This window comes from Mesorhizobium sp. M3A.F.Ca.ET.080.04.2.1 (assembly GCF_003952525.1).
Lineage (GTDB): Bacteria > Pseudomonadota > Alphaproteobacteria > Rhizobiales > Rhizobiaceae > Mesorhizobium.
Genome location: NZ_CP034451.1, coordinates 92,624 through 111,973, shown reverse-complemented (window position 1 = coordinate 111,973; position 19,350 = coordinate 92,624). Strand labels below are relative to the sequence as shown.

The window sequence follows — 19,350 nt, the reverse complement described above, 5'->3', positions numbered from 1 at the left end:
ACGCGCCGTTGGCCGACAGCCGCGCGGCCGAAACATCGTCATCCGCCCCCGTGCTGTGGGACGGTCCGGAGGCGCGCGCGGCGCTATTTTCGGGCTTCAGCTCGCTGAAAACGGCCATTTCCTCTATAAAGACCAAAACGAACGATAAGGCAACATTATCATTCGTTTTGTTGCTTCGACAGGCTGTGCGTTTTGGCGCGAAATAGATGGTGGAAAGCGCACGGCCGCTTTACCCTCGAAAGCATGATTCGCCTCGATCCCGCGACCGCCAGTCCCGCCCCGCCGCCGATCGTTCCGGTCTGGGCGTTCGCTGCCGGCGGTGCGCCCAGCGACGCCGACGCCGCCTTCCAGGCCGGCGCCGCGCTGGCTTCGCTCGACACGCTGGCCCGGGCGCAGCCCGCCTGGGCAGGCGCCTGGCGCCAGCGGCTGGCGCTCAAATGCGCCGCCGCCTCGATGCGGCTTGCCGGCCGCGCCGAGGATGAAGCCGCCTTGCGCGATGCCTGGCAGCTTTGCCCGGCCGGCGCCGATCCGGGTCCGGCCGGCACCATTTTTGGCGCCTGGCGGCAGTTGGCCGTGCAGCCGCCCGTTGCCACTCCCGAGCGGCTCGAAAGGATGGTCGAGCAGCTCGGGCTTCATTGGGACCGCGCGACGCTCGCCGACCTCTGCAGGCACATCGAAAATCTGGCGGCGGCGCTGCGGCCAGCGCCATTCGCCGCGGCCGCGATCGCTGCCCGCGTCGTCGCCATGCGCCCCGATGCCGAGTTGTTCGCTTGGTGGCTCGCCGACTTGGTGCTGGCGCAAAGCCTGCGCTGGCCGCGGCCGCTGCCGCTCCTCATGGGACAGGTCTTTGGCCCGGCCTTCCGCGCCGAAGTCGGTGGCGGCAGGCGCATCCGACCGGGCGAAGAAGGTTTTGAGCGCGCGGTCTGCGTCACGCTGGTGCACGCGGTGGCCGATGCTTGCCGCCTGGCCAGCGAGTTGTCGCGCCGCGCGGAAAAGCTGCTTGCGGTGGGGCCAAAACTGCGCGCCAAGGGCGCCGGCGACGTAATCTTTTTGCTCCTGAATGAAGATGCCGTGGCCGGATCGCTTGTGACAAAGAACCTGTCGCGCTTTGCGGCGCGACGGCTGTTCGAGCGCCTTCAGCACCTCGAGGCCGTGCGCGAGCTGTCGGGCCGTCCGACCTTCCGGCTGTTTGGGCTGTAGCGATGAGCCAAGCCTCCGTCCGTCGCAAGCCTGACGAGCAGCCGGCGTTGCTTGACACCGAGCTCGAGCACCTGCCGCCAGAACTGCGCTGGTGCGAGTGGATGGGCCGCGTCAAAGCGGTGATCTTTGCGGCCAGCGAGCCTGTACCGCGCGAGGTGCTGGCGCGGGTGGTGGGAAGAAACTGCAATCTCGACCTCGTCATCGACGACATCCGCGCCGAGCTCGCCGGCCGCCCCTACGAACTGGTCGCGGTCGCCGGCGGCTGGCAGCACCGGACCAAAAAGGTTTTTGGCGACGTCATCCACGCCGCCTTCGGCACGCCGGCGGGGCAGGGGGCAAAAGAGCTGACGCAGTCGGAGGCGCTCGTCTTGATGTGCATCGCCTATTTCCAGCCGATCACGCGTCGTGAGCTTTCTTCCTTCTTCGGCAAGGAGGTGTCGCGTGATCTGATCGGCGTGCTGCGCGCGCAGGATCTAATCGCCTCGGGGCCGCGCAGCCCGCAGCCAGGCGCGCCTTACACCTATGTGACGACCAAAAACTTTCTTTCGCAGTTCGGGCTCGACACGCTGCGCCAGCTGCCGGATTTCGAGGCGCTCGAGGACGCGGGGCTGCTGTCGAAGGAGATGCTTTTGGCCGGCGGTATTCCTGCTGGGTTGGCTCACGAGGACGGCTAGAGCGATTTTCTTGTGGACCAGGTGCTATGAGCGGGGGCTGATCGGTACGGACTCCGCGAGCGTGACTACCCGTGGCTGGTTCGGTTAACGCCCCAATCAGCGGAATGCGGACTTTTGGGTTGTCTAGGCCGCTATGCGACGACTTCCGGCCCTGCACTACTTTGTAAATCTGCGTTGTTTTCGGCCATCTGGCTGAGGCTCACCCGCAAACAACTTGCACGCTATCAAATCGCTTCCTACATCGATGTTATTCTGTTTTGAGGGCTCCATGTCAGGCAAATACGAATTTCGCTACGGCGACACCAAAGTCGATTCCGACCAGGAATTCATGACCGGCGCGCAGATCAAGGCTGCGATAAAGACGTTGGTGCCGGCTTTCGACCCTAGTCAGGATCTCGTGCTCGAGGGTCGTGGGAACGACGCCGATCAGGTCATAAGCGATGACCAGTCAGTCGACCTCTCCCACAAGCATGGCGGCCCCAAGCAATTCTTTTCGCGCCCACCGACTAATTTCGGCGGCCGCGCTTGATTTCCCCGATCACTCTCAAGGAGATCGAACGGGTAAGGGAGCGATTTCCGGATGCAGCTTACCAGGAGCTGCCTTCTACGGCGATCCTGGTCACGCTGCCGAATGTCCCGCTCCCGGAGGGCTGGTCGCTTGCTGAGACAACGATCTGGTTTGTGATTCCGGTTGGATATCCCGGCCCGTGCCCAGATTGCTTCTGGGTCGAGGGCAACCTGCGACTGGCCAGCGGCGCCATACCCCAAGCAGCGCAGATGCAGACGATTTCTGAAACACCAATTGAAGCCTTGTGGTTCTCATGGCACGTGGCGGATGCCCAAAAGCAATGGAATCCGGCGCGTGACAAACTCGCCACATATGTTTCGATCATTCTCGACAGGCTCCGGAAGGTTGTATGATTTCGCTTGCCTTCGCAGCACCGGCTTTATCTGACCTGCGTACAGCGCTTGATAACCCGACGCTGGAGAGCGCGGCGATCCTGTTATGCGAACCTGTCATGGAGGGTAGCCAGGCGCGGATCCTAGTCAAAAAAGCCTTTATCGCATCTGATCAGGACTATCTGGAACGGTCGGCGGTGCGGATCAGCCTGGATCCGAAATTTTGCCTGCCGATCGAGAAGGCAGCAAAGCAAAGTGGGCTTTCTCTGGTCTATGCCCATACGCACCCGACGGCTGGGCATCCAGACTTTTCCTTCCAAGATGATGCGACAGAGGCCAAGCTCGCCGAATATCTAAATTGGCGATGCCCGAGTGTGCCCCATATAGCGCTCCTCTTTCCAAAGGATGCTCCGGCGCGCTGCCGCGTACTCGGCTCGACCCAGCCGGTGCGCGTGATTGAGATTGGCGCAGACATTGTCGCGGCGACTGAAGATTCCCAGCAACCCGACACCCACATTTTCGATCGTCAGATTCGGGCCTTTGGGAAAGATGGTCAGCAACGCATCGCCGCCTTGCAGGTCGGCATTGTCGGACTTGGTGGCACCGGCTCGATTGTAGCCCAGCAACTGGCTCATCTGGGCATTCAAAGATTTCTGCTCATTGATCCTGACGAAATAGAAATCAGCAATCTGAACCGAGTGGTTGGAGCGACGCCAGCGGATGTGGGGCAGGCAAAGGTAGCCGTTGCTGAACGTATGATAAGGCATATCCGCTCAGACGCGAACGTTGTGGCCATTGCTGGTGATGTCACGACGCGGTCGGTGGCGCGACGGCTTTCGCGTACCGATTTCATATTTTGCTGCACTGACACGCACGCCAGCCGCCACACAATAAATCAGCTTGCCTACCAGTATCTCATTCCGGCCATTGACCTCGGCGTTGCCATCGGCGCCTCGGGGGATCAAACTACGATCGGCTCTCATGTGCAAATGCTGGCACCAAATCTGCCTTGCCTATGGTGCTCCAACCATTTGAATGCGCATCGCATTCGCGAGGAACTCATGACGGAAGAGCAGCGTACGGCTGATCCCTATTTTGAAAATGGAACCGGCGTTGAACAACCGGCCGTCATCAGCCTCAATGGCACGACCGCTTCGTTGGCAATCACCATGTTTCTATCGGCAGTCGCTGGTATCCCTTCGCGTCCGCGATATCTTGCGTATGATGCCGTGCGCGGCCGCATGAATGCGCTGGCGGTAACGGCGAACCCTGACTGCCCGTTCTGTGGTCCGGATTCGACCCTGGGGGTGGGTGATAAGGCTCCATTGCCTGGCCGACCGGAATGACGCGCGCCCGCAAATTGAGGCTACTCGGCGAAGCTGAGGGACATAATAGAGCGCAGAGTCTTTTGGAGAAACCCGGAGACGTCGTCGTCGATCGACGCGGCGTTGAGCGGGCGTTGGTTATGGCCTGCCCGGACGGGTGTGGCGATGTGCTGACGATCAATCTTGACCGCCGGTCCGGCAAGGCCTGGCGACTGGATCGTCGTCACGGCAACCTCACTGTATATCCATCGGTCTGGCGCGATAGCGGATGTCGTGCGCATTTCATAGTCTGGCGCGACCAGATTCTTTGGTGCGATTGGCGTGAGGGGCCAGATCCGGCGGATCAGGACCTTGCAAACCGCGTTCTTGGGTATTTGAAAGAAAATTCGGGGCTTTTTGTGCACTATGAGCAAGTGGCGGAGGCGCTTGATGAAAATCCATGGGATGTCGCGTGGGCGTGTCGTGTTCTGACCTCCAGCGGCAAGGCGATCCAGAAGGATTTTGTTCTCTACTGTGCCGGTGCTCAGCCGAGCGAAGGGCGCCTTGAATGGGAGTGAGTGAGCCTCCGAAACGTACCGTCGTGATCAACGGGCGGATTTTTGAGGTCGCTCTTCCCGAGCTTTCGCAATTGCAGATCCGCACGCTAGCGAACCTGTCGCCAGATGATGACCTGATCTTGGAGGTGAGTGGCGGGGCCGACCGCGTGCTTGCGCCTGATGAGCGTGTCGAACTCTCTTCTGACGTCATCCATATCTTCAGTCGCCCGCAGACGTCGTTCGGGTGAAGCTGCGATGCGAAACAGGATCATTTGGGTCGGTGGCGGCCCGACACCTGAGATCGAACGCCAGCTAACTGAACGGTGGTTGCAACTTGATAAACGCAGCGCCGAAACGGCCGTCGAAGCGCTGGCTAACGGACGTGTCCTCGTCATTTCCTGCGCTTCGGCGGCCGATCCTTTCCTTCCCATCGCCAAAGAGCGTCTTATCGACCAGGCCCTGCGACATGGTTTGATGGTAAGGGTGATTGCCCCGCTTGAAAATCTTGGCGAAGTGCAGACTGCAGTCAAAACGCAATTCTTCCGCGCCGAAAAGCTCGATGCGGCTGAGCACCTGGGCGAGTTCTGCGAGTCTTGTGCACGGTTTGATCCTGGCCCAGACTTTTCACATCTAGTCGCCATTGAGGGAGCGCAAAGCCTCGACAGCGAGCAGATCATCTTATTGAGGCGCGCCTTTTTCGATTGCACTCGCGTCCATCTGAAACGCCTGGAGGGCGGCCGCAGCGCGACCGTCTTTCTGGCGCACGCCGAGCTCGCCGATTCGCGAGCCGGTGCTTACCCTTTGCCATTCTTTGCCAAACTGGATCGACGCACCAAGATAGAACGCGAACTCAAGAACTATCGTGAGTGCACGACCCTTTTTGTCCCATTCTACGCGCGGCCGAACATTGACGAGGCACGCTGCGTGCTGGGGGCTGAATATGGACTGATTGTGGGCAACTTTGTCGAGCAATCGGAGCCGCTCTCGGCTGTTGTGGAGACTGGTCGAGGCCAGTCGGCTATAAATTCCCTGTTTGAGGATGCACTGCGAGGCTGGCGATGGCAGGCGCATCATGGAGGCTATGGGATGATGGTACAACGCCCTATCAGCCAATCCATGGGTGGGGCTCTTTATAACAAACCTGCCAATAGAAGGCTGATTGGGTACGCGACGGAGGCGGCTAAGATCGGGCCGGTTGCAACGCCAGATGCGATCGCCCAGATGCTGGACAACTTGCCTGCCACGCCCCATATGGTTGCACTCTCCCATGGCGATCTCCATGGCAACAACGTTCGGGTTAGGCTAGGTGGCCAGGCCATTCTCATCGATTTTGCCTCTGTCACTACGGCTCCGCTGGTATCAGACCCTTCGCATCTAGAGGTGTCTTTGGCCTTCCATGCGATGGCGGCCGAAAAGGACTGGCGGGAAACCATGACCGCGCTCTACGCGCCCGATGCTTTGTCCTCCGTCCCGGCGCCTAGAACACCCACAAGCCCTCTAAGTGAGCTATGGGATACGGTGCGGCAGATCCGCCGGGTTGGGCTCGGGGACGAGAAGACGCAGGGCGAGTATATGAGCGCGATCGCTGTGATGCTGCTGCGGAAGGCGTCTCATGAGCGCGATGAAAATGAACAAGGGTCAAGACGTCCCTATCTCGTGTGGCTGGCTGATCGAATAACCAACCACCTAAAGGCTCGACAGCCGGGCAAAGCGGACAGATAGAGGCAGTAGGGACTGATCGGCTAAGCACACGGGATTGAAGGCACCAGCATTTTGGTCAAGATCCGGGGCTCGATGGTCCTAATGGCCACCATTATAGCGGTTGCCGATCACCCTCACGGCGCATTCTGGAAACGCCCCGCATTTTGATTTGGCTGCGCAGCCTGAATTCTGCGGATAAGCTGTCCTGCATATGTATTGAGCGAGGCGCAGATGGCTGAGAAAATGAAACCGCCGCAGATCGCAATCCTGGCCTGGGGATCGCTGATCTGGGATGACCGCTGGCCTTCCTTTGATGACCAGCGCGAGGACTGGCTTGAAGACGGCCCTGTTCTGCCGCTCGAATTCTCCCGCGTTTCCAAGACCCGCAAGGGAGCGCTGACGCTCGTCATCGACCGGGACAACGGCAGCGAATGCAAAGTGATGTATGCGATCAGCCGGCGAAAGAATCCTGCCGACGCGATTGCCGACCTGCGTGACCGTGAGGGCACCATCATGGATCACATGGGGTTTTACTATGCGAAAGAGCCTGAGCGAAAGTGCGTGCCGGCCATACCGGCCGCCATTCGCGCATGGGCCAAGAAGAAGAAATTTGACGTCGTCGTCTGGGCCGGCATGCCCTCGAACTTTTCCGCCAAGAATGCCGTAAAAAGAGGCGAGGCGTTCTCGATTGATACCGCCGTCGCGCACCTGCAAAAGATCACGCCAGAAGGCAAAGCGGCCGCGGCCACCTATGTATGGCGCGCACCCGGACTGGTCGTCACCAAGCTGCGCACAAGACTTCAGGCAGAGCCATGGTTTCCCGCGCCGAAGGACATTGCATAGCGCGCAGCCGGCCGGACCGACTCGACTACCAGCGGCCTTTCCAGCGGCGATAGCAGGAGACCAACTGCCGGCCAATTCCTGCTGCAATACTCCAGGTGCGGGCAAAAAGGCCCGGGCGCTGTGGGATGTGCTTGGCGGCGTCGCGGCGATCGCGCGCCTGAACGCCCGCGATGACTTCAGGCGCCATGCCTGGCGCCCATGAAACCCGGTTGCCGCTGATCCAGTAATGCGACTGGCAGGGAAAACTCCAGTTGCCCACGGACGGGGTCAGCGACACCCTCCCGTCTTTTTCAACAAGTCGCCACTTCGCGGGATTGAGCGGCGTCACGACCTCGCGCCCGCATCCGCAGCAGCACAGGTGCAAGGCGGTTGAATAGCGGCGGGAAATATAGATGACGCCCTCCTCCAGCTCATCGGGAATGAACTCGACGAAGGAGGGCGTCAGGAGATTTGTTCCGCTCATGCGGCACTCTCGTGCACGAACTCGCCTGAACCGATGGAATAGCCGGTGTAAAAATGCGGCCGGGACTGCCTGTAGATCCCGAAGTGCTGCTTCCAGGCCATCACGGCGATCACCGCATTGAGTGAATTCAGCTCCGCGATCTGGATGTTGGTGGCGTATTCGTTCGCACCGCCGTCATCGTCCGCATAGGAGATATGCGGTGCGGCCGCTTCCCTTGTATCGGGTGTGCTCGTCGTCAGCCGGACGATCCCGCCAAGCTGGCCTTCGTGAATAACGACGCCCATGCCGACTTCGGCAAACGGTGTGCCGTTCGCGATAAGCCGGTCGATGACGACCCGCTTCACCGGCCCCCTGTCGATGCAGATGAACACGAAATCGAGCCCGTCAAGGAGCGCGACGTTCGTCTCATCAAGGTAGACGTCATGGGGGACGATACCTTTATGCATGTTCGAATAGAGGTCGGCGAAATACGTCACCTTCTGTGGCTTGATTTCGAGGTCTTCGAGCGATGGAGCGCCCGGCGCGCGGAAGGCGTTGTGCTGGGAGAACACGTCGCCGTCGAAGATATGGATTTGCGCCGCAGCCGTTTTCGTCACGAGGTCGAATACATAGGCGCCGGTGCCGCCCATACCGAGGATACCGACTTTCTGGCCGGCAACCTTGGCGTTCACCGCCCCGATCCCGGCGCGGCTGGTGGCGGTGTCGACATACTTGAACACGCACGATTTGTCGTCCGCCGGGATTGCCGGATAGGTGCGGGCTGTCGCGAGAGGATCGACCTTGGCAGCTTCGCCGGCGATGCGGCCGATATAGGTCGTCATCTTGTGATGGTAGTCGCGATAATCCGCCTTGGCGGAAAACGTATGATCCGCCTTGACCCCGTCCCCGAAATCCTGGGGCGCTGAGGAATTCTGGATCGCCGTGATCTTGCTGCCGTCACTGTGGCAGGGGTGCTCCCCGGTCCAGTAGGCGACATGATCGGTGGGCTTCACGGTCTTGTCGCCGGACAGCTCGAGTTTCGAGATCAGGATGCCGAGACGGACGGTTCCCGACGTATCGACATACGGAACGTTCCTGACGAGCAGGTAGCCGCCCCGTATTTCGAGGTCGTAACCCTCGTTCTGCATCCGGAGAAGGTCCGGACTAAGAGCGATTAGTCGACGTGACATCGAATTCCATCCCTTCCTTGATTTTCACCGACTGGCCCTCGACCAGCGTGCCCGACGGCTTGTGGCCGTGACCGCGGGTGTACTGGACGGTGTACTGGATGTTGTCCCCGGTCGGGGGATTATCGAAAGCGAGGGCAACGACCTCTTCAAAGGTCAGCTCTTCTTTCTTCGGGAGTGTCTTTTTGCGGCCGTTGACGATGATGGTCACCGTCTTCGGACGCTCTTCGTGATTGAGGTCATTCATCGGTACATATCTTTCTGGCGCGTCGCGCCGTTTGAGGAGGATTGCGATTTCGCAATCAATTCGATACTATAATCTTGTGGATGAAATTGCAAGTTCGCAATTGATTTAATTTTCGCAATTGGAGATACGATGACCGACCACTTCGACAGCGAAGCCTTCTACGCGGCGCTCAACGCCGCGCGTCTTGGTCGCCAGATGACGTGGAAGGAGGTCGCCGAGGAGGCAGGGGTTAACGCATCGACCCTGTCCAGGATCGGACAGGGTGCCAAGCCTGACGTCAACGGATTAGCGGCCCTACTGACATGGTCGAATCTTAAGGCCGAGATGTTTATCCCGCGCGCAGGTCAGCAAGAAGCTGAACCGATCGCGCGTATCACCGCCTTGCTGCGCGCCGATCCGAAGCTGTCCGGGGATAAGGCGAAGCTCATGGAGGATATCGTCATCAGTACCTACAAGAAGCTGCGGGATGATTGACATTGAAGTTCAGGCACGGATTTAAGGCAGAGGCCAAACGTATCGCCGCCCGGGTCCGGGAAAAGGTCGGTCTGACGCCGATCTGTCCTATCGAACCGGTCCAAGTCTGCGCCCGCTTTGACATCCGTCTGCTCAAGCTGAGCGAGGTCGAGCCGGACTCCCCTTTTCTGCATGGTGAAAACCGGAAGTTCTTCTCGGCGGTGACCGTGCCGCGTGGCGGCCAGACAGCCATTCTGCACAACGACAAGCACCATGAGCACCGGCAGCGCAGCAACATCTGCCATGAACTCGCGCACTGCTTTCTCGGCCACGGCTTCACACCGCCGCTGACGATCGACGGCGAACGGACGCACGACCGCGGTATCGAGGCCGAAGCAGACTTCCTCGCCGGTGTGTTGCTGCTGACGGACGAGGGCGCGATGCATGTGCTGCGCCGGAGGCTTACGGATGAAGCGCAACATCTCTACGGCGTGAGCGAGCAGATGCTGCAGCTTCGGCTGAACATGAGCGGCGCCTACATCCGCATGCGCCGCGCCGCCGTTTATTCGTAGCAGGTTCAGGTTCTGATCGGTATTTCCACGACGGGCCGCAGCGGCTCCAGCTGGGTTGCGTACTTGCGTACAACCTGGTCGTAGAAATCCGCAATGCCTTTTGCCCGCACTGTCACGGCCAGAGCATAGGGCAGCTTTTCAGCGGGCGTAAAGTTCCGGCCTTCGAGCCGAGAATTGTAGTGGATGTCAAAGCACGGATTGCGCAGGCTCGCCCCCCGGAAGGCTCGGCGGGCGTGCAGGCAGTTTTCCCATTTCCAAGCATCGCGCCGCAACTCCTCTTCCTCCCCGCCCGAACGGATGCTGGAGAAGAAGCTTTTTGAATCGGGGTGAAGCTGGTCGTCCGCCTTGAACTTGCCGTCATGCGGCCGGAACGTCACCTCCAGCCCGGCTCTCGTGTAGTTGCCAGGGTGGTGCGGATCAGTCATGCATTTGTAGGCGAGCGTCGCCATGATCTCGGCGTTGCCGGCAATGCCGCCGTCCGGCAGCGGGATCGGGGCTCGAATGTATTTGGTCGGCGAAATGTCGCCCTGGTAGATAACGCGGATCGTGTCGTCGTCGCACACTACTATGTCTTCCAGCGTGCGCGCGACGCGTCCCCAGCCGACCTCCCGGTAAGGGTGCTCCGAATCCTCGGTCGAGTGCACAAGCAGGGCCCGGACCGCAAGGAGCCCGATGCTGCCGCCGAAATGGGCCTTGATCCCGGCCCCCAGCCGCAATGTGCTGGGCGCCGCAAAGGAAGTCCCGCCGGTTGCTTCAAGGCCCGGCTTGCTGCTGCCGCTGATGACGAGGAACGGCCTTTGCAGCGATCCGCCGAACTCGACGAGATCGGGTTTCATAAGCCCGGGGCTCCTGCCCGGCCCGACTGAACTGTAGGGAGCACGCGCCCATTTTTCGCCGGGCGAGTCGGCCGCACCGACCGCAAGAGCGTTCACGCAGTCGGACGGGACCTGCACGCGGTTAAGACTCAGTTCTTCGTCGCCTTCACCATTGTTGCCGACAGCCACCGCGGCAAGGGTATCGGAACGGGCGAAGCGCTCGTCGAGTACAGCGGTCCAGGCGTGGACATCGTCATCCTCGATGGTGAGAGACGGTCCGATGCTCAGATTCACAAAGTCGTAGTGCTTGCGGTCGAGCACGTTCTTGATGCGCCCGAGCACTTCATAAAGTTCATGCAGGTTCTGGCTGGGATCACCATCAAGGACGCGGTAGTGATCGACATTCGCGTAGGGTTGCGGCAGCGGCTGCGAGGGGTCGATCGCGCCGAAAAGAAACGCAGACGTCACCCCCGTCCCGTGCACGAGGAATTCATTGATCGGAGCGCCCGTGCCAGCTATCTCGCGCGCCTGTGCCCATTTCCCAAGCGGATGGGATTTCGGCAGACCGCCATCGAAGATGACGGCGGCAATGGAAGGATCGACTGCGGCCTCAGGCGGCAACGAGATCGAAGCCGACGGGATGGCAGACGTACGGATGGCGGGCTGCAGGACGCGCAGCTCCGGCATCTGCCGGACCGCGCGGACAATCGAGAACTGCGCGATCGGCTCTGCCAGCGCAGCCGGGGCCTCGACTTCGACGAAGCACAGACCTCCGGCATAGAACCGGTGGTCAAGGCTCGCTTCAACACCAAGGCCCGCAAGGTATCGCCGAAACGCGGGCAGCATGGCCTGCTCGCCCTGAAGGCCTTCGGTATGGAGCACAACTTCGAACACAGTGTTGCCGCGTTTTGGCAGCGTACCTTTGATCTTGTCGTCAACGCTCTGTGCTTCGATCGCTTCGAGCGTCATCAGGTCCTTGGCGACCTGCGTGCCTTCGACGACCCTTCCCATCGACGCCTGCCAGTTCGCAAAATCCTCTTTGCTCCCCATGACGAAGAGCTCGGTCGTCAGGGCCTCCTCCGGTGGGCGCCCTTTTGAGCGCTGGGCCGGCGTAATCCGGCGCGGCTTGCTGCCGACCGGCGTCAGGCCAGTCTGACGGAACAGCTCTGTTGGAAAATAGGACTTGGCGATGAACTCCGGATTGAGGACGACAGCCGCAACGGCCTGACCCTGCGGGCACGCTTCATCAGGAAGTGACCTGATCTCCTTCACCGTGTCGGCCAGCATCGGTGCAAGGCGGCTGCGCGCCTGCGCAAACGTATACGGCGTCGCCTTGGGGCCGCCGCCGGACCGCACAACGACGGTCTGGGTCAGTCTTTCGCCCTTCCCGAGAAGAAAGTTCGTCTTAGCCATCGTGACCTCGGCCATTGCTCTTCACAGGCTTTTTCTTCGTCCGCGCGCGGATCGTCTCTCGGGCAACGCCGGTTACCTCGTGCGCCGCGCGTTGCGACAGCACGCCCGAATTCACTAGTTCGGCCGCGATGGCGATACGGTCCGCCTTGCTGCCCGCTTGTCCATTGAGAAGCCCTATAAGGTGTTCGTCGAGCGGCTCGCCGGAGAGCGCCGCCTTCCGGCGTACCGCACGAAGTTCGCGATCGATGTCGCTGAACGACTGCCCTTCCAGCGCAATCGTCAAAATCTGTGCCCAGTTCTGCGCATGCCCGCTGATGGGAGCGAGCGCATCCGCAAGGTAGGCGTGAATAGCTTCACGATCCGGAATCGGAAAATCGAGCGTGGTGTCGAAACGCCGCCAGATCGCAGGGTCGAGCAGGTCGGGGTGATTGGTCGCAGCGACCAGCAACCCACGCGACGGCCAGTCGTCGATCTGCTGGATCAGGACGGTGACAAGTCTTTTAAGTTCGCCAATTTCCCCCCGGTCGTCACGACGCTTGGCGATCGCGTCGAGCTCATCAAGCAGCAGCACGCAGTCGAGCGTCTTTGCATAGTCGAGAACGTGTCGCAAATTGGTACCGGTGCGGCCGAGATAGCTGCTCATGACAGCCGCAAGATCGAGGATCAGAAGGGGCCGATTCAGTTCGCGGGCGAGCCACCGTGCTGCCAAGGTCTTGCCGACGCCGGGGGCACCGGTGAACAGGACCGTATGTGCAGGCTCCAGCCCTGCTTTCTGCAGGTTTTCAATGCCCTTGCGCTCGGCCACAAGCGTATCGAGAACGCCTTTGACGGCGCTCGAATAGACCGGCTCATGGTCGAGAACCGAATGCTCTTCGATTCGCAATAGGTGAAAACGGGTGTCACCATCGACAGGGAGGACAGCATCGGTTTGGCGGCGAAGCGGCGAAGCCCGTGTCGGCGCCTCGCGCAATAGATCGGCAAGAGATCGCGCCATGGCTGGCGCATTATCGCGATACCCCTTCGCAAAGCGATGCAGCAGGGTCATTACATCCTGCGGGCGACCCGAAAGCGCCACCCGCGCCAGATGCACCATGTCTTTTTCAAGTTTGTTGTCGACAGCTGACACCGAAAACCTTCCTCGTTTAGGCTAGACCCCATTGTAGCCCCTGATGGAAGATTTTTCAATGGAGAACTCTTCCACTCTTCCACAGAAATATCAATATGCTGTTTTATCTATATTTTTATACGGAAGACTGCATACGCGTGGCTGTTGCTGAGCCAGTTGCTGAAAGCATTTTGGCAAACAGCTTCAAGCCTTCAAGCGTTCGAGAAGGGCGGCGGAATCGAATGGCGACTCGTCAAGAAGTTGGCCCGAGAGCGGACAGTTGGCTGCCGGCCCCGTTCCAGCCATTGCTATTGATCACCGGGACCGATCGAATGGGTAGGCCTATTGACGTCAAACACACGACGCCCTTTCAATGTTCGCCTTTTGTGCCTAAAAAGTCGCATAAAGGGCATTCTCGAATTCGCGACTTACGTCGTCTATCTCGTGGCGAGGAAAGCCGATGCACTATCGGCCATCGGCTACGAAGAGGATCCCATGGACCCGGCAGAACGTCGTTAGCCGCCCAGACCGCGGTGAACGACCAAAGCTTCGCTTGAAGGCGTGAGAAAAGGCGCTTTGCGATTTGTAGCCGATCTCCGCAGCAAACGCTCGCCACGGCCTCGCCCACGTTGAGCTTTCGCTGCGCAACGACCATCCGCCAGTGTGTCAGATAGTCGAGGGGCGGGCGCCCAACGCGCGCCGTGAAGCGCTGCGTGAAGGCCGATCGTGACATGCCGACCTCCGACGCCAGCAACGGCGCTGTCCATCCCCGCGCGAAATCGCTATGCAACAGTCGGAGCGCCTTGCCGATCCGGCGGTCCGCCAGTGCGGTGATCCAGCCGACGCTGGTCGTCGGACTGGCGGCCACGAAAGCGCGGACCGCCGCGACGACGAGAATCTCCGCCAGCCGCTCGGCGATGAGTGAACCGCCCAAGTCCATGCCGCCGGCCTCCATCTTGAGGCTCTCTAGCGTCTTTTGACCGCTCCGGCTGTGGGTGAGGTGCTGGCTTCTGTTACAGGACCATGCGCCCAAATCGCCTGCGAACTCCATCAGTTTGCGGTTGTTGACCAGCACGAAATCCGAACGATATCCCTTTTGGTATGCGGCTATCGTTCACCCCCTAACAAGGCGGGGTTGCGGATGTTCAAAAGCATGCGAACCAAGTCGGCTTGGCGGTGAACGCCAGTCTTTTCAAATACTGACTTGACCTGAACGCGAACGGTGTTCTTGGAAACCTGCCGCGCTTCGGCTATGTCCGCAATCGTTTTGCCGTTTACCAGGTCGCGGGCTACGGCTGCTTCGGCCGCCGTCAGGTCGAACAATCCTTCCAGGATCTTAGGGTCCAGCCCGCCAGCCCGTTCAGTCGCAGCAATGATCAGTAGCTGGTCGGCCGCGCTGAAAATGTCGCGACTGGCACCTACCATGGGCACCACGTGCGCAATCATCGTCGGGTGCTCCGTCGAAGGACCGATGGGGAACGTTCCCCCGTGAGCAACTGCGCCTGTTTCAAGCAGTTCTCTCCAGCGCGTATTAGCGGAGGGTTGCACGAATGTCACGCGCGAGTTCCGGTCCTGGAGAACCCCGGGTACCAATCTATCGAAGGCTTCGTTGGACAGGATGAGACGCCCTTGTTTGATTCCCGCAGCCGGCAAGGCGATCAGGTCGAAAGCGTCGACCGCCGCTTGCACTTGCTGGAACCGCAGGCGCGCCGTCAGCAAGACCGCCCTGGCTATGTGTGGGCGCAACACCGACAAACGGCGTGTAGCATCTCGGTCCAGCGGACCTGAATCATAGCTTCGATGGACAGACACTTTAATAACATCGCCGGTCGGCCCGTCGATGGATGTGCCGGCATGCCAATACATACCCTGCGGACGCATGAATCCTTGATAGTATCCGCTCGCCTGCATTTCCTCGGCGGACATTACCTCAGTGTCCATGACGAATTTAGGTACACTGAAGCGCGCGATACGCTCCGCCGTTTCCAGGTAAGGGTTCTTGACGACCCAGTTTTCCCGAAAGTAGACCTCCAACTTGGGCGTGGCCGAGTCGTTCGCAGTCCAGCGCAGGGTCTTCTTCTTGTCGACAGCAATTATCACCCCGTCCGTGCAGGTTCCCACGGAGGCCAGCATGTCGAGAACGCCCCGTCCACCCCAAAGCTCCGGAACAGCGGCGGCTTCATAAATGCGTTCGATGCTCTTACTTTCTTCAAGCACGACGAACTCCTCCGAACGACATACACGTGATCAAACTCAGGCAATCAAAATACATCATCATATGTCCGCGGCTTAAGTCGGTCACCATGTGCAGGTTCAGCGAGCAAGCAGTTCGGCACCCGAAAACGGACTGCGGACGCTTAAAAGCATACGGATAAGGTCGGCTTGGCGATGAATGCCTGTTTTCTCGAAGATAGCCTTGACCTGAACGCGAACGGTATTCTGGGAAACCCCTCGCGCTTCGGCGATGTCTCCGATCGTCTTACCGTTCACCAGGTCGCGGGCCACGGCCGCTTCCGCTGCCGTCAAGTCGAACAGGCCCTCCAGAATTTTCGGGTCTAAGCCGACCATGGCTTCAGTCGGAGCGATGACCAGCAACTGGTCGGCGGCACTGAAGATGTCGCGGCTGGCACCGACCATCGGTATCGCATGTGCAACCATCGTCGGAAATTCCTTCGACGGGCCAATGGGAAAGGTACCTCCGCGAGCGACAGCGCCTGTTTCAAGCAATCTGCTCCAGCGTTCGTCGGCAGAAGCCTGCAGGAATGTCAGGCGCGCCGCCCGATCCTGTAAGACACCCGGCACCAATTTTCCGAATCCCTTGTTAGACAGAGTCACGCGTCCGCGTTTGATCGCTGCCGTCGGCAAGCCAATCAGATCGAAAGCATCCACAGCCGCTCGTACTTGTTCAAATCGCAAGCGCGCTGTCAGCAGGGTTGCCCTGGCCAGGTGCGGGCGGAGCGCGGTCAGGCGGTGCGCTACATCCGGGTTCAGCGGGCCAGCGTCATAGCCACGGTGAACAGACATTCTGACAACGTCATTCGTGGGCCCTTCGATAGTAGTCGCTGCATGCCAGTACATTCCGAGTGGCCGCATGAACCCCTGGTAATACTGAGTCACCTGCATCTCTTCGACCGACATCACTTCAGTGTCGAGGAGGAATCGAGGCTCACGGAAGCGTGCGATGCGCTCCGGTGTCTCCATGTAGGGGTTTTTCGCCACCCAGTTGTCTCGCGAATAGACTTCCATCTTTGGGGCAGCTGAGTCATTCGCCATCCAGCGGACAGCTCCCTGTTTGTCAACTGTAAAGATCACCCCGTCCGTGCATGCGCTGACGGAGGCCAGCACGTCGAGAACACCCCGTCCGCCCCACAGCTCCGGAACAGCGGCGGCTTCGTAGATACGTTCAACAATTTCGTTTTGTTCAAGCACGGCAAAACCCACGCTATCTGTTAACGCGGCTAGATTACAGCCCCCTCACGGCGGCTCGTCACTTACCGTGCGAGCAGCGATTGTCTGGGATTCCGAGGGTCACTGCTGCTGGTATCCCTTGGGGGTAGGACATGCGTATGCCGCGTCGAGCGACCGCTAGGTGATACAGGGCATCCTTCCAGGTCTCCGGAACCACTATGGCCTCGTAGCAGGGGTCCATCGCCCGCTCCACTCTTTCATGCCGGCTCATTGGCCAATCCTCGATTGGCAGCATGATACGCCTTCTGCTGAAGTATTCGCTTGCCCCTGAACGCCGGAGGATGCGCGCTGCCTTGGAGTAGATGCGAAAACAGGGCCACAAGCTCGGGCTGCCGATGCGTCCCAGTTTTGGCGAAGATGGCCTTGAGCCGGCTGCGCGCCGTCTCGTAGCAGACGCCTAATCGGTCGGCCGCGATTGCCAGCTCTTCGCCCGATGAGAGTTCTCGGGCGAGTTTTGCTTCGGCGGGAGTAAGCCCGAAACATGCCTGGAATGCGACTTCCGGCGGTTGGGATGACTGCTCAGGATCCACGATGACGACAACCGCCTGACATGGCGCAAGCGCGTTATAAGTCACGCCAGAAAGTCGCAGGAGATAAGCAAAGAGCGGACGCCCCTTGGTTCTTGGCAATGGTATCGGGCGCGTTGTCGCTGGCACCGCTTGCCGCCAGAGCAGGGCCTGCAACGCGCGATCCAAGGCGTCTGTCGCATTTCTGTCTCTGGATGTGAGACGACCGCTTGTGATCTGAAGATCCCTTCCCATCAATTGATCCGCGGTGCTGTTGACACCCAGAACCTGCCCACGCTGATCGAGCATCACCGCTGCGGTACCGCTGGTGCTGAACGCGTCCAGAGCCCCTTCAGCCCGTGCAAAGCCAAGTGCTCGAGCCAAGGCGGCCACCGATCCCAATCTGCTGGAGAGCTCGGCCAGCTGCTGGATTTCCTCTGGCAGAAACGGACCCTGCTCAATTGTCCTCTGTAGTGACAGTGACCAAAGGTCATCTCCTGCGGCAACCTTCACCAGCGCGCACCATCTCAAGCCTAAAGGTGCGAGAAATTCCTGATAATATGGATGCTTTGCGATTTGTTCAGGTGTAAGCAGATCGAATTCGGAACTGACGCCGTTCCGTACGAGGAATGGGGCTAGACGATATCTCTCATCGCGATTGATCCACCCGTCCCGGACGTAGACGTCAAAAGACGATTCCATCGAGCTGCTGTGCGGAATTCCTGGCAGATGCCCCCGTATGTTGAAGAGCAACGCGCCCGCGCTTCCCGTGGCCCTTTGGGCCACTTCCATCGCGCTGTTCCAACGCGTCGGATCAACGGCAGCCTGGGAGAAGGCCGCGCCGATCGCAGCAAAATCGACTCGTGCGCTCACGATTGTCCCCCAGCCGCAACGGACGCAGCTATATTTTTAACTATCTAAACACAACAAAAGGCAAAATACGAGCGCAGTTTCGTTCCAACACGTCTGTTTCGGCGTCGTGTTCATCTAGCATAGAGATTGAGGCGGCATTTCCTCCTTTTTGGACCTAAACAAGAGCGGTTCACTCGACAGAGCTTTCAATTGCACATCGCCTTAAACACCGCGATCCCTAAGTCGTCTGAGGTCGCTAGACAAAATGATGAGGCACGAGAGCCTTTCACGTCCTAAATTTTGGGGGAAGCTGCCGACAACGTTGTTCAGATCGGCGAAGTAGGCAGGCGCTTGGCCCGGCGTGCTGCCATGCGCGCCCGTCTGGAGCCAAAATTCGGCATTGCTCCGCGATTTGCGGGTAAAGCATCGTTCGTTCGAATTCATGAGCTTCGGTCGAAGAGCCCCGTGATTGCTTAGGGCCTGCCTGCTGTTGGCGACTCGCGATTCTGGTCGTCATGTCGGGCGAAGCGCCGAAGTTGCGCAGCATAACCCATTTGGGTGGTGCGGGCTGATTTTGCGCGGCTTATTCTGGCATTGGATGAGGCCTTGAAATCTGCACCGGTCTGGAGGGGCTGGTGTGGCCGCTGTGCGGCGAACCCCGTACGGCAGTTTTGGGGGTGGCCATGCTCAGAAACGGCATTCTCACGGCTCAGAGCGCCGGGTCCGGCTGCACGACCGGGCAAACGGGCCAAGTATCTGAGGGCCAGACGCTTGCCGGAAGCGTCCTGAATCCGGATGGCACACCGCATGTCTCCTGGGCCAAACGCCAGACCTGGCAATTGGTCGCCGGCGCGACCGCTACGGCCCCGTATTCTGGCTCGATCCTCTCAACAACGGCCCTGTACGAGGTGGTTGCCAGCTACGTGTACGGCTGTGGCAAGGACGTCGACGCTAACACAACAGCCAGTGCGACAGTCGCCTCAGGCATCGGTGTCTGGGGCGATGCCGACATTGTCACGGGGGATCCTGCGCCTGCGCCGCCGCCTGTAGTGAACCCCCTACCACAGCCTACTCGTGACTTGAGGCGTTCCGCGATCGACCGGCGTCCCCG

The 19,350-nt window shown here is 59.8% G+C and carries 21 protein-coding genes; 12 read left to right on the top strand and 9 right to left on the bottom strand.

Annotated features, from left to right (window positions below; translation table 11 throughout):
- The first annotated feature begins 8 nt into the window (after positions 1–8).
- From EJ074_RS00495 to EJ074_RS00450, 10 genes are all read left to right on the top strand, one after another.
- Entirely contained in the window at positions 9–206 is a 198-nt protein-coding gene (locus EJ074_RS00495) for a hypothetical protein (protein WP_129552539.1), read from the top strand.
- A gap of 37 nt (positions 207–243) precedes the next feature.
- Complete coding sequence (locus EJ074_RS00490; RefSeq protein WP_129552538.1) at positions 244–1,200, top strand: DUF1403 family protein; 957 nt, start codon at positions 244–246, stop codon at positions 1,198–1,200.
- Between the two features lie 2 nt (positions 1,201–1,202).
- Entirely contained in the window at positions 1,203–1,874 is a 672-nt protein-coding gene (locus tag EJ074_RS00485; RefSeq protein WP_129552537.1) for an SMC-Scp complex subunit ScpB, read from the top strand.
- A 268-nt stretch (positions 1,875–2,142) separates the two neighbouring features.
- Positions 2,143–2,403: a hypothetical protein gene (locus EJ074_RS00480; RefSeq protein WP_129552536.1), complete on the top strand. Its 261-nt coding sequence runs from the start codon at positions 2,143–2,145 to the stop codon at positions 2,401–2,403.
- Complete coding sequence (locus EJ074_RS00475) at positions 2,400–2,795, top strand: E2/UBC family protein (protein WP_129552535.1); 396 nt, start codon at positions 2,400–2,402, stop codon at positions 2,793–2,795. Before EJ074_RS00480 ends, EJ074_RS00475 begins: the two co-directional genes overlap by 4 nt.
- Positions 2,792–4,120 carry a ThiF family adenylyltransferase gene (locus EJ074_RS00470; RefSeq protein WP_129552534.1) on the top strand — a complete coding sequence of 443 codons (1,329 nt, stop codon included), beginning with the start codon at positions 2,792–2,794 and terminating at the stop codon, positions 4,118–4,120. Before EJ074_RS00475 ends, EJ074_RS00470 begins: the two co-directional genes overlap by 4 nt.
- Positions 4,117–4,656: a DUF6527 family protein gene (locus tag EJ074_RS00465; RefSeq protein WP_129552533.1), complete on the top strand. Its 540-nt coding sequence runs from the start codon at positions 4,117–4,119 to the stop codon at positions 4,654–4,656. The genes EJ074_RS00470 and EJ074_RS00465 overlap by 4 nt, the downstream gene beginning before the upstream one ends.
- Positions 4,647–4,883, top strand: coding sequence for a multiubiquitin domain-containing protein (locus EJ074_RS00460; RefSeq protein WP_129552532.1), 237 nt, complete (start codon positions 4,647–4,649; stop codon positions 4,881–4,883). The genes EJ074_RS00465 and EJ074_RS00460 overlap by 10 nt, the downstream gene beginning before the upstream one ends.
- Before the next feature lie 7 nt (positions 4,884–4,890).
- The gene (locus EJ074_RS00455; protein ID WP_165349804.1) at positions 4,891–6,357 is read left to right on the top strand and encodes a phosphotransferase; all 1,467 of its coding nucleotides are present in this window, start codon (positions 4,891–4,893) and stop codon (positions 6,355–6,357) included.
- Positions 6,358–6,567: 210 nt separating this feature from the next.
- Complete coding sequence (locus tag EJ074_RS00450) at positions 6,568–7,179, top strand: hypothetical protein (protein WP_129552530.1); 612 nt, start codon at positions 6,568–6,570, stop codon at positions 7,177–7,179.
- 25 nt (positions 7,180–7,204) lie between these two features.
- Here the strand turns inward: EJ074_RS00450 and EJ074_RS00445 are convergent, their stop codons facing one another.
- The 3 genes from EJ074_RS00445 to EJ074_RS00435 are packed head-to-tail and all read right to left on the bottom strand — an operon-like array spanning position 7,205 to position 9,055.
- Positions 7,205–7,642, bottom strand: a complete 438-nt coding sequence (locus EJ074_RS00445) for a DUF6527 family protein (protein ID WP_129552529.1) — start codon at positions 7,640–7,642, stop codon at positions 7,205–7,207.
- The gene (locus tag EJ074_RS00440; RefSeq protein WP_129552528.1) at positions 7,639–8,811 is read right to left on the bottom strand and encodes a ThiF family adenylyltransferase; all 1,173 of its coding nucleotides are present in this window, start codon (positions 8,809–8,811) and stop codon (positions 7,639–7,641) included. Before EJ074_RS00440 ends, EJ074_RS00445 begins: the two co-directional genes overlap by 4 nt.
- On the bottom strand, positions 8,786–9,055 hold the full coding sequence (locus EJ074_RS00435; protein ID WP_129552527.1) for a multiubiquitin domain-containing protein: 270 nt from the start codon (positions 9,053–9,055) through the stop codon (positions 8,786–8,788). The genes EJ074_RS00440 and EJ074_RS00435 overlap by 26 nt, the downstream gene beginning before the upstream one ends.
- 129 nt (positions 9,056–9,184) lie before the next feature.
- Here EJ074_RS00435 and EJ074_RS00430 point away from each other — a divergent pair, with 129 nt between their 5' ends.
- Both EJ074_RS00430 and EJ074_RS00425 read left to right on the top strand, forming a co-directional pair.
- The gene (locus tag EJ074_RS00430) at positions 9,185–9,529 is read left to right on the top strand and encodes a helix-turn-helix domain-containing protein (protein WP_127308823.1); all 345 of its coding nucleotides are present in this window, start codon (positions 9,185–9,187) and stop codon (positions 9,527–9,529) included.
- Between the two features lie 2 nt (positions 9,530–9,531).
- Positions 9,532–10,080, top strand: coding sequence for an ImmA/IrrE family metallo-endopeptidase (locus EJ074_RS00425; RefSeq protein WP_165349803.1), 549 nt, complete (start codon positions 9,532–9,534; stop codon positions 10,078–10,080).
- Between the two features lie 5 nt (positions 10,081–10,085).
- On the opposite strand, the gene EJ074_RS00420 is transcribed toward EJ074_RS00425, so the two are convergent.
- The 6 genes from EJ074_RS00420 to EJ074_RS00395 form a co-directional block, all read right to left on the bottom strand.
- Positions 10,086–12,323: a S8 family peptidase gene (locus EJ074_RS00420; protein ID WP_245454767.1), complete on the bottom strand. Its 2,238-nt coding sequence runs from the start codon at positions 12,321–12,323 to the stop codon at positions 10,086–10,088.
- A complete protein-coding gene (locus EJ074_RS00415; protein ID WP_245454766.1) occupies positions 12,301–13,434 on the bottom strand; it encodes an ATP-binding protein in 1,134 nt (377 codons plus the stop codon). Before EJ074_RS00415 ends, EJ074_RS00420 begins: the two co-directional genes overlap by 23 nt.
- A gap of 349 nt (positions 13,435–13,783) precedes the next feature.
- Positions 13,784–14,488: an AraC family transcriptional regulator gene (locus EJ074_RS30025; protein ID WP_245454765.1), complete on the bottom strand. Its 705-nt coding sequence runs from the start codon at positions 14,486–14,488 to the stop codon at positions 13,784–13,786.
- Between the two features lie 32 nt (positions 14,489–14,520).
- Entirely contained in the window at positions 14,521–15,630 is a 1,110-nt protein-coding gene (locus EJ074_RS00405) for a helix-turn-helix transcriptional regulator (protein ID WP_129552525.1), read from the bottom strand.
- A gap of 96 nt (positions 15,631–15,726) precedes the next feature.
- A complete protein-coding gene (locus EJ074_RS00400; protein ID WP_129552524.1) occupies positions 15,727–16,854 on the bottom strand; it encodes a LuxR C-terminal-related transcriptional regulator in 1,128 nt (375 codons plus the stop codon).
- 224 nt (positions 16,855–17,078) lie between these two features.
- On the bottom strand, positions 17,079–18,260 hold the full coding sequence (locus EJ074_RS00395) for a helix-turn-helix transcriptional regulator (RefSeq protein ID WP_207210057.1): 1,182 nt from the start codon (positions 18,258–18,260) through the stop codon (positions 17,079–17,081).
- Positions 18,261–19,350: the final 1,090 nt, after the last annotated feature.

Bases quoted from the DNA above. Each gene is read 5' to 3' on its own strand.
- EJ074_RS00490 (WP_129552538.1), top strand. From the start codon at position 244: ATGATTCGCCTCGATCCCGCGACCGCCAGTCCCGCCCCGCCGCCGATC.
- EJ074_RS00485 (WP_129552537.1), top strand. From the start codon at position 1,203: ATGAGCCAAGCCTCCGTCCGTCGCAAGCCTGACGAGCAGCCGGCGTTG.
- EJ074_RS00480 (WP_129552536.1), top strand. From the start codon at position 2,143: ATGTCAGGCAAATACGAATTTCGCTACGGCGACACCAAAGTCGATTCC.
- EJ074_RS00470 (WP_129552534.1), top strand. From the start codon at position 2,792: ATGATTTCGCTTGCCTTCGCAGCACCGGCTTTATCTGACCTGCGTACA.
- EJ074_RS00465 (WP_129552533.1), top strand. From the start codon at position 4,117: ATGACGCGCGCCCGCAAATTGAGGCTACTCGGCGAAGCTGAGGGACAT.
- EJ074_RS00460 (WP_129552532.1), top strand. From the start codon at position 4,647: ATGGGAGTGAGTGAGCCTCCGAAACGTACCGTCGTGATCAACGGGCGG.
- EJ074_RS00455 (WP_165349804.1), top strand. From the start codon at position 4,891: ATGCGAAACAGGATCATTTGGGTCGGTGGCGGCCCGACACCTGAGATC.
- EJ074_RS00450 (WP_129552530.1), top strand. From the start codon at position 6,568: ATGGCTGAGAAAATGAAACCGCCGCAGATCGCAATCCTGGCCTGGGGA.
- EJ074_RS00445 (WP_129552529.1), bottom strand. From the start codon at position 7,642: ATGAGCGGAACAAATCTCCTGACGCCCTCCTTCGTCGAGTTCATTCCC.
- EJ074_RS00440 (WP_129552528.1), bottom strand. From the start codon at position 8,811: ATGTCACGTCGACTAATCGCTCTTAGTCCGGACCTTCTCCGGATGCAG.
- EJ074_RS00435 (WP_129552527.1), bottom strand. From the start codon at position 9,055: ATGAATGACCTCAATCACGAAGAGCGTCCGAAGACGGTGACCATCATC.
- EJ074_RS00430 (WP_127308823.1), top strand. From the start codon at position 9,185: ATGACCGACCACTTCGACAGCGAAGCCTTCTACGCGGCGCTCAACGCC.
- EJ074_RS00420 (WP_245454767.1), bottom strand. From the start codon at position 12,323: ATGGCCGAGGTCACGATGGCTAAGACGAACTTTCTTCTCGGGAAGGGC.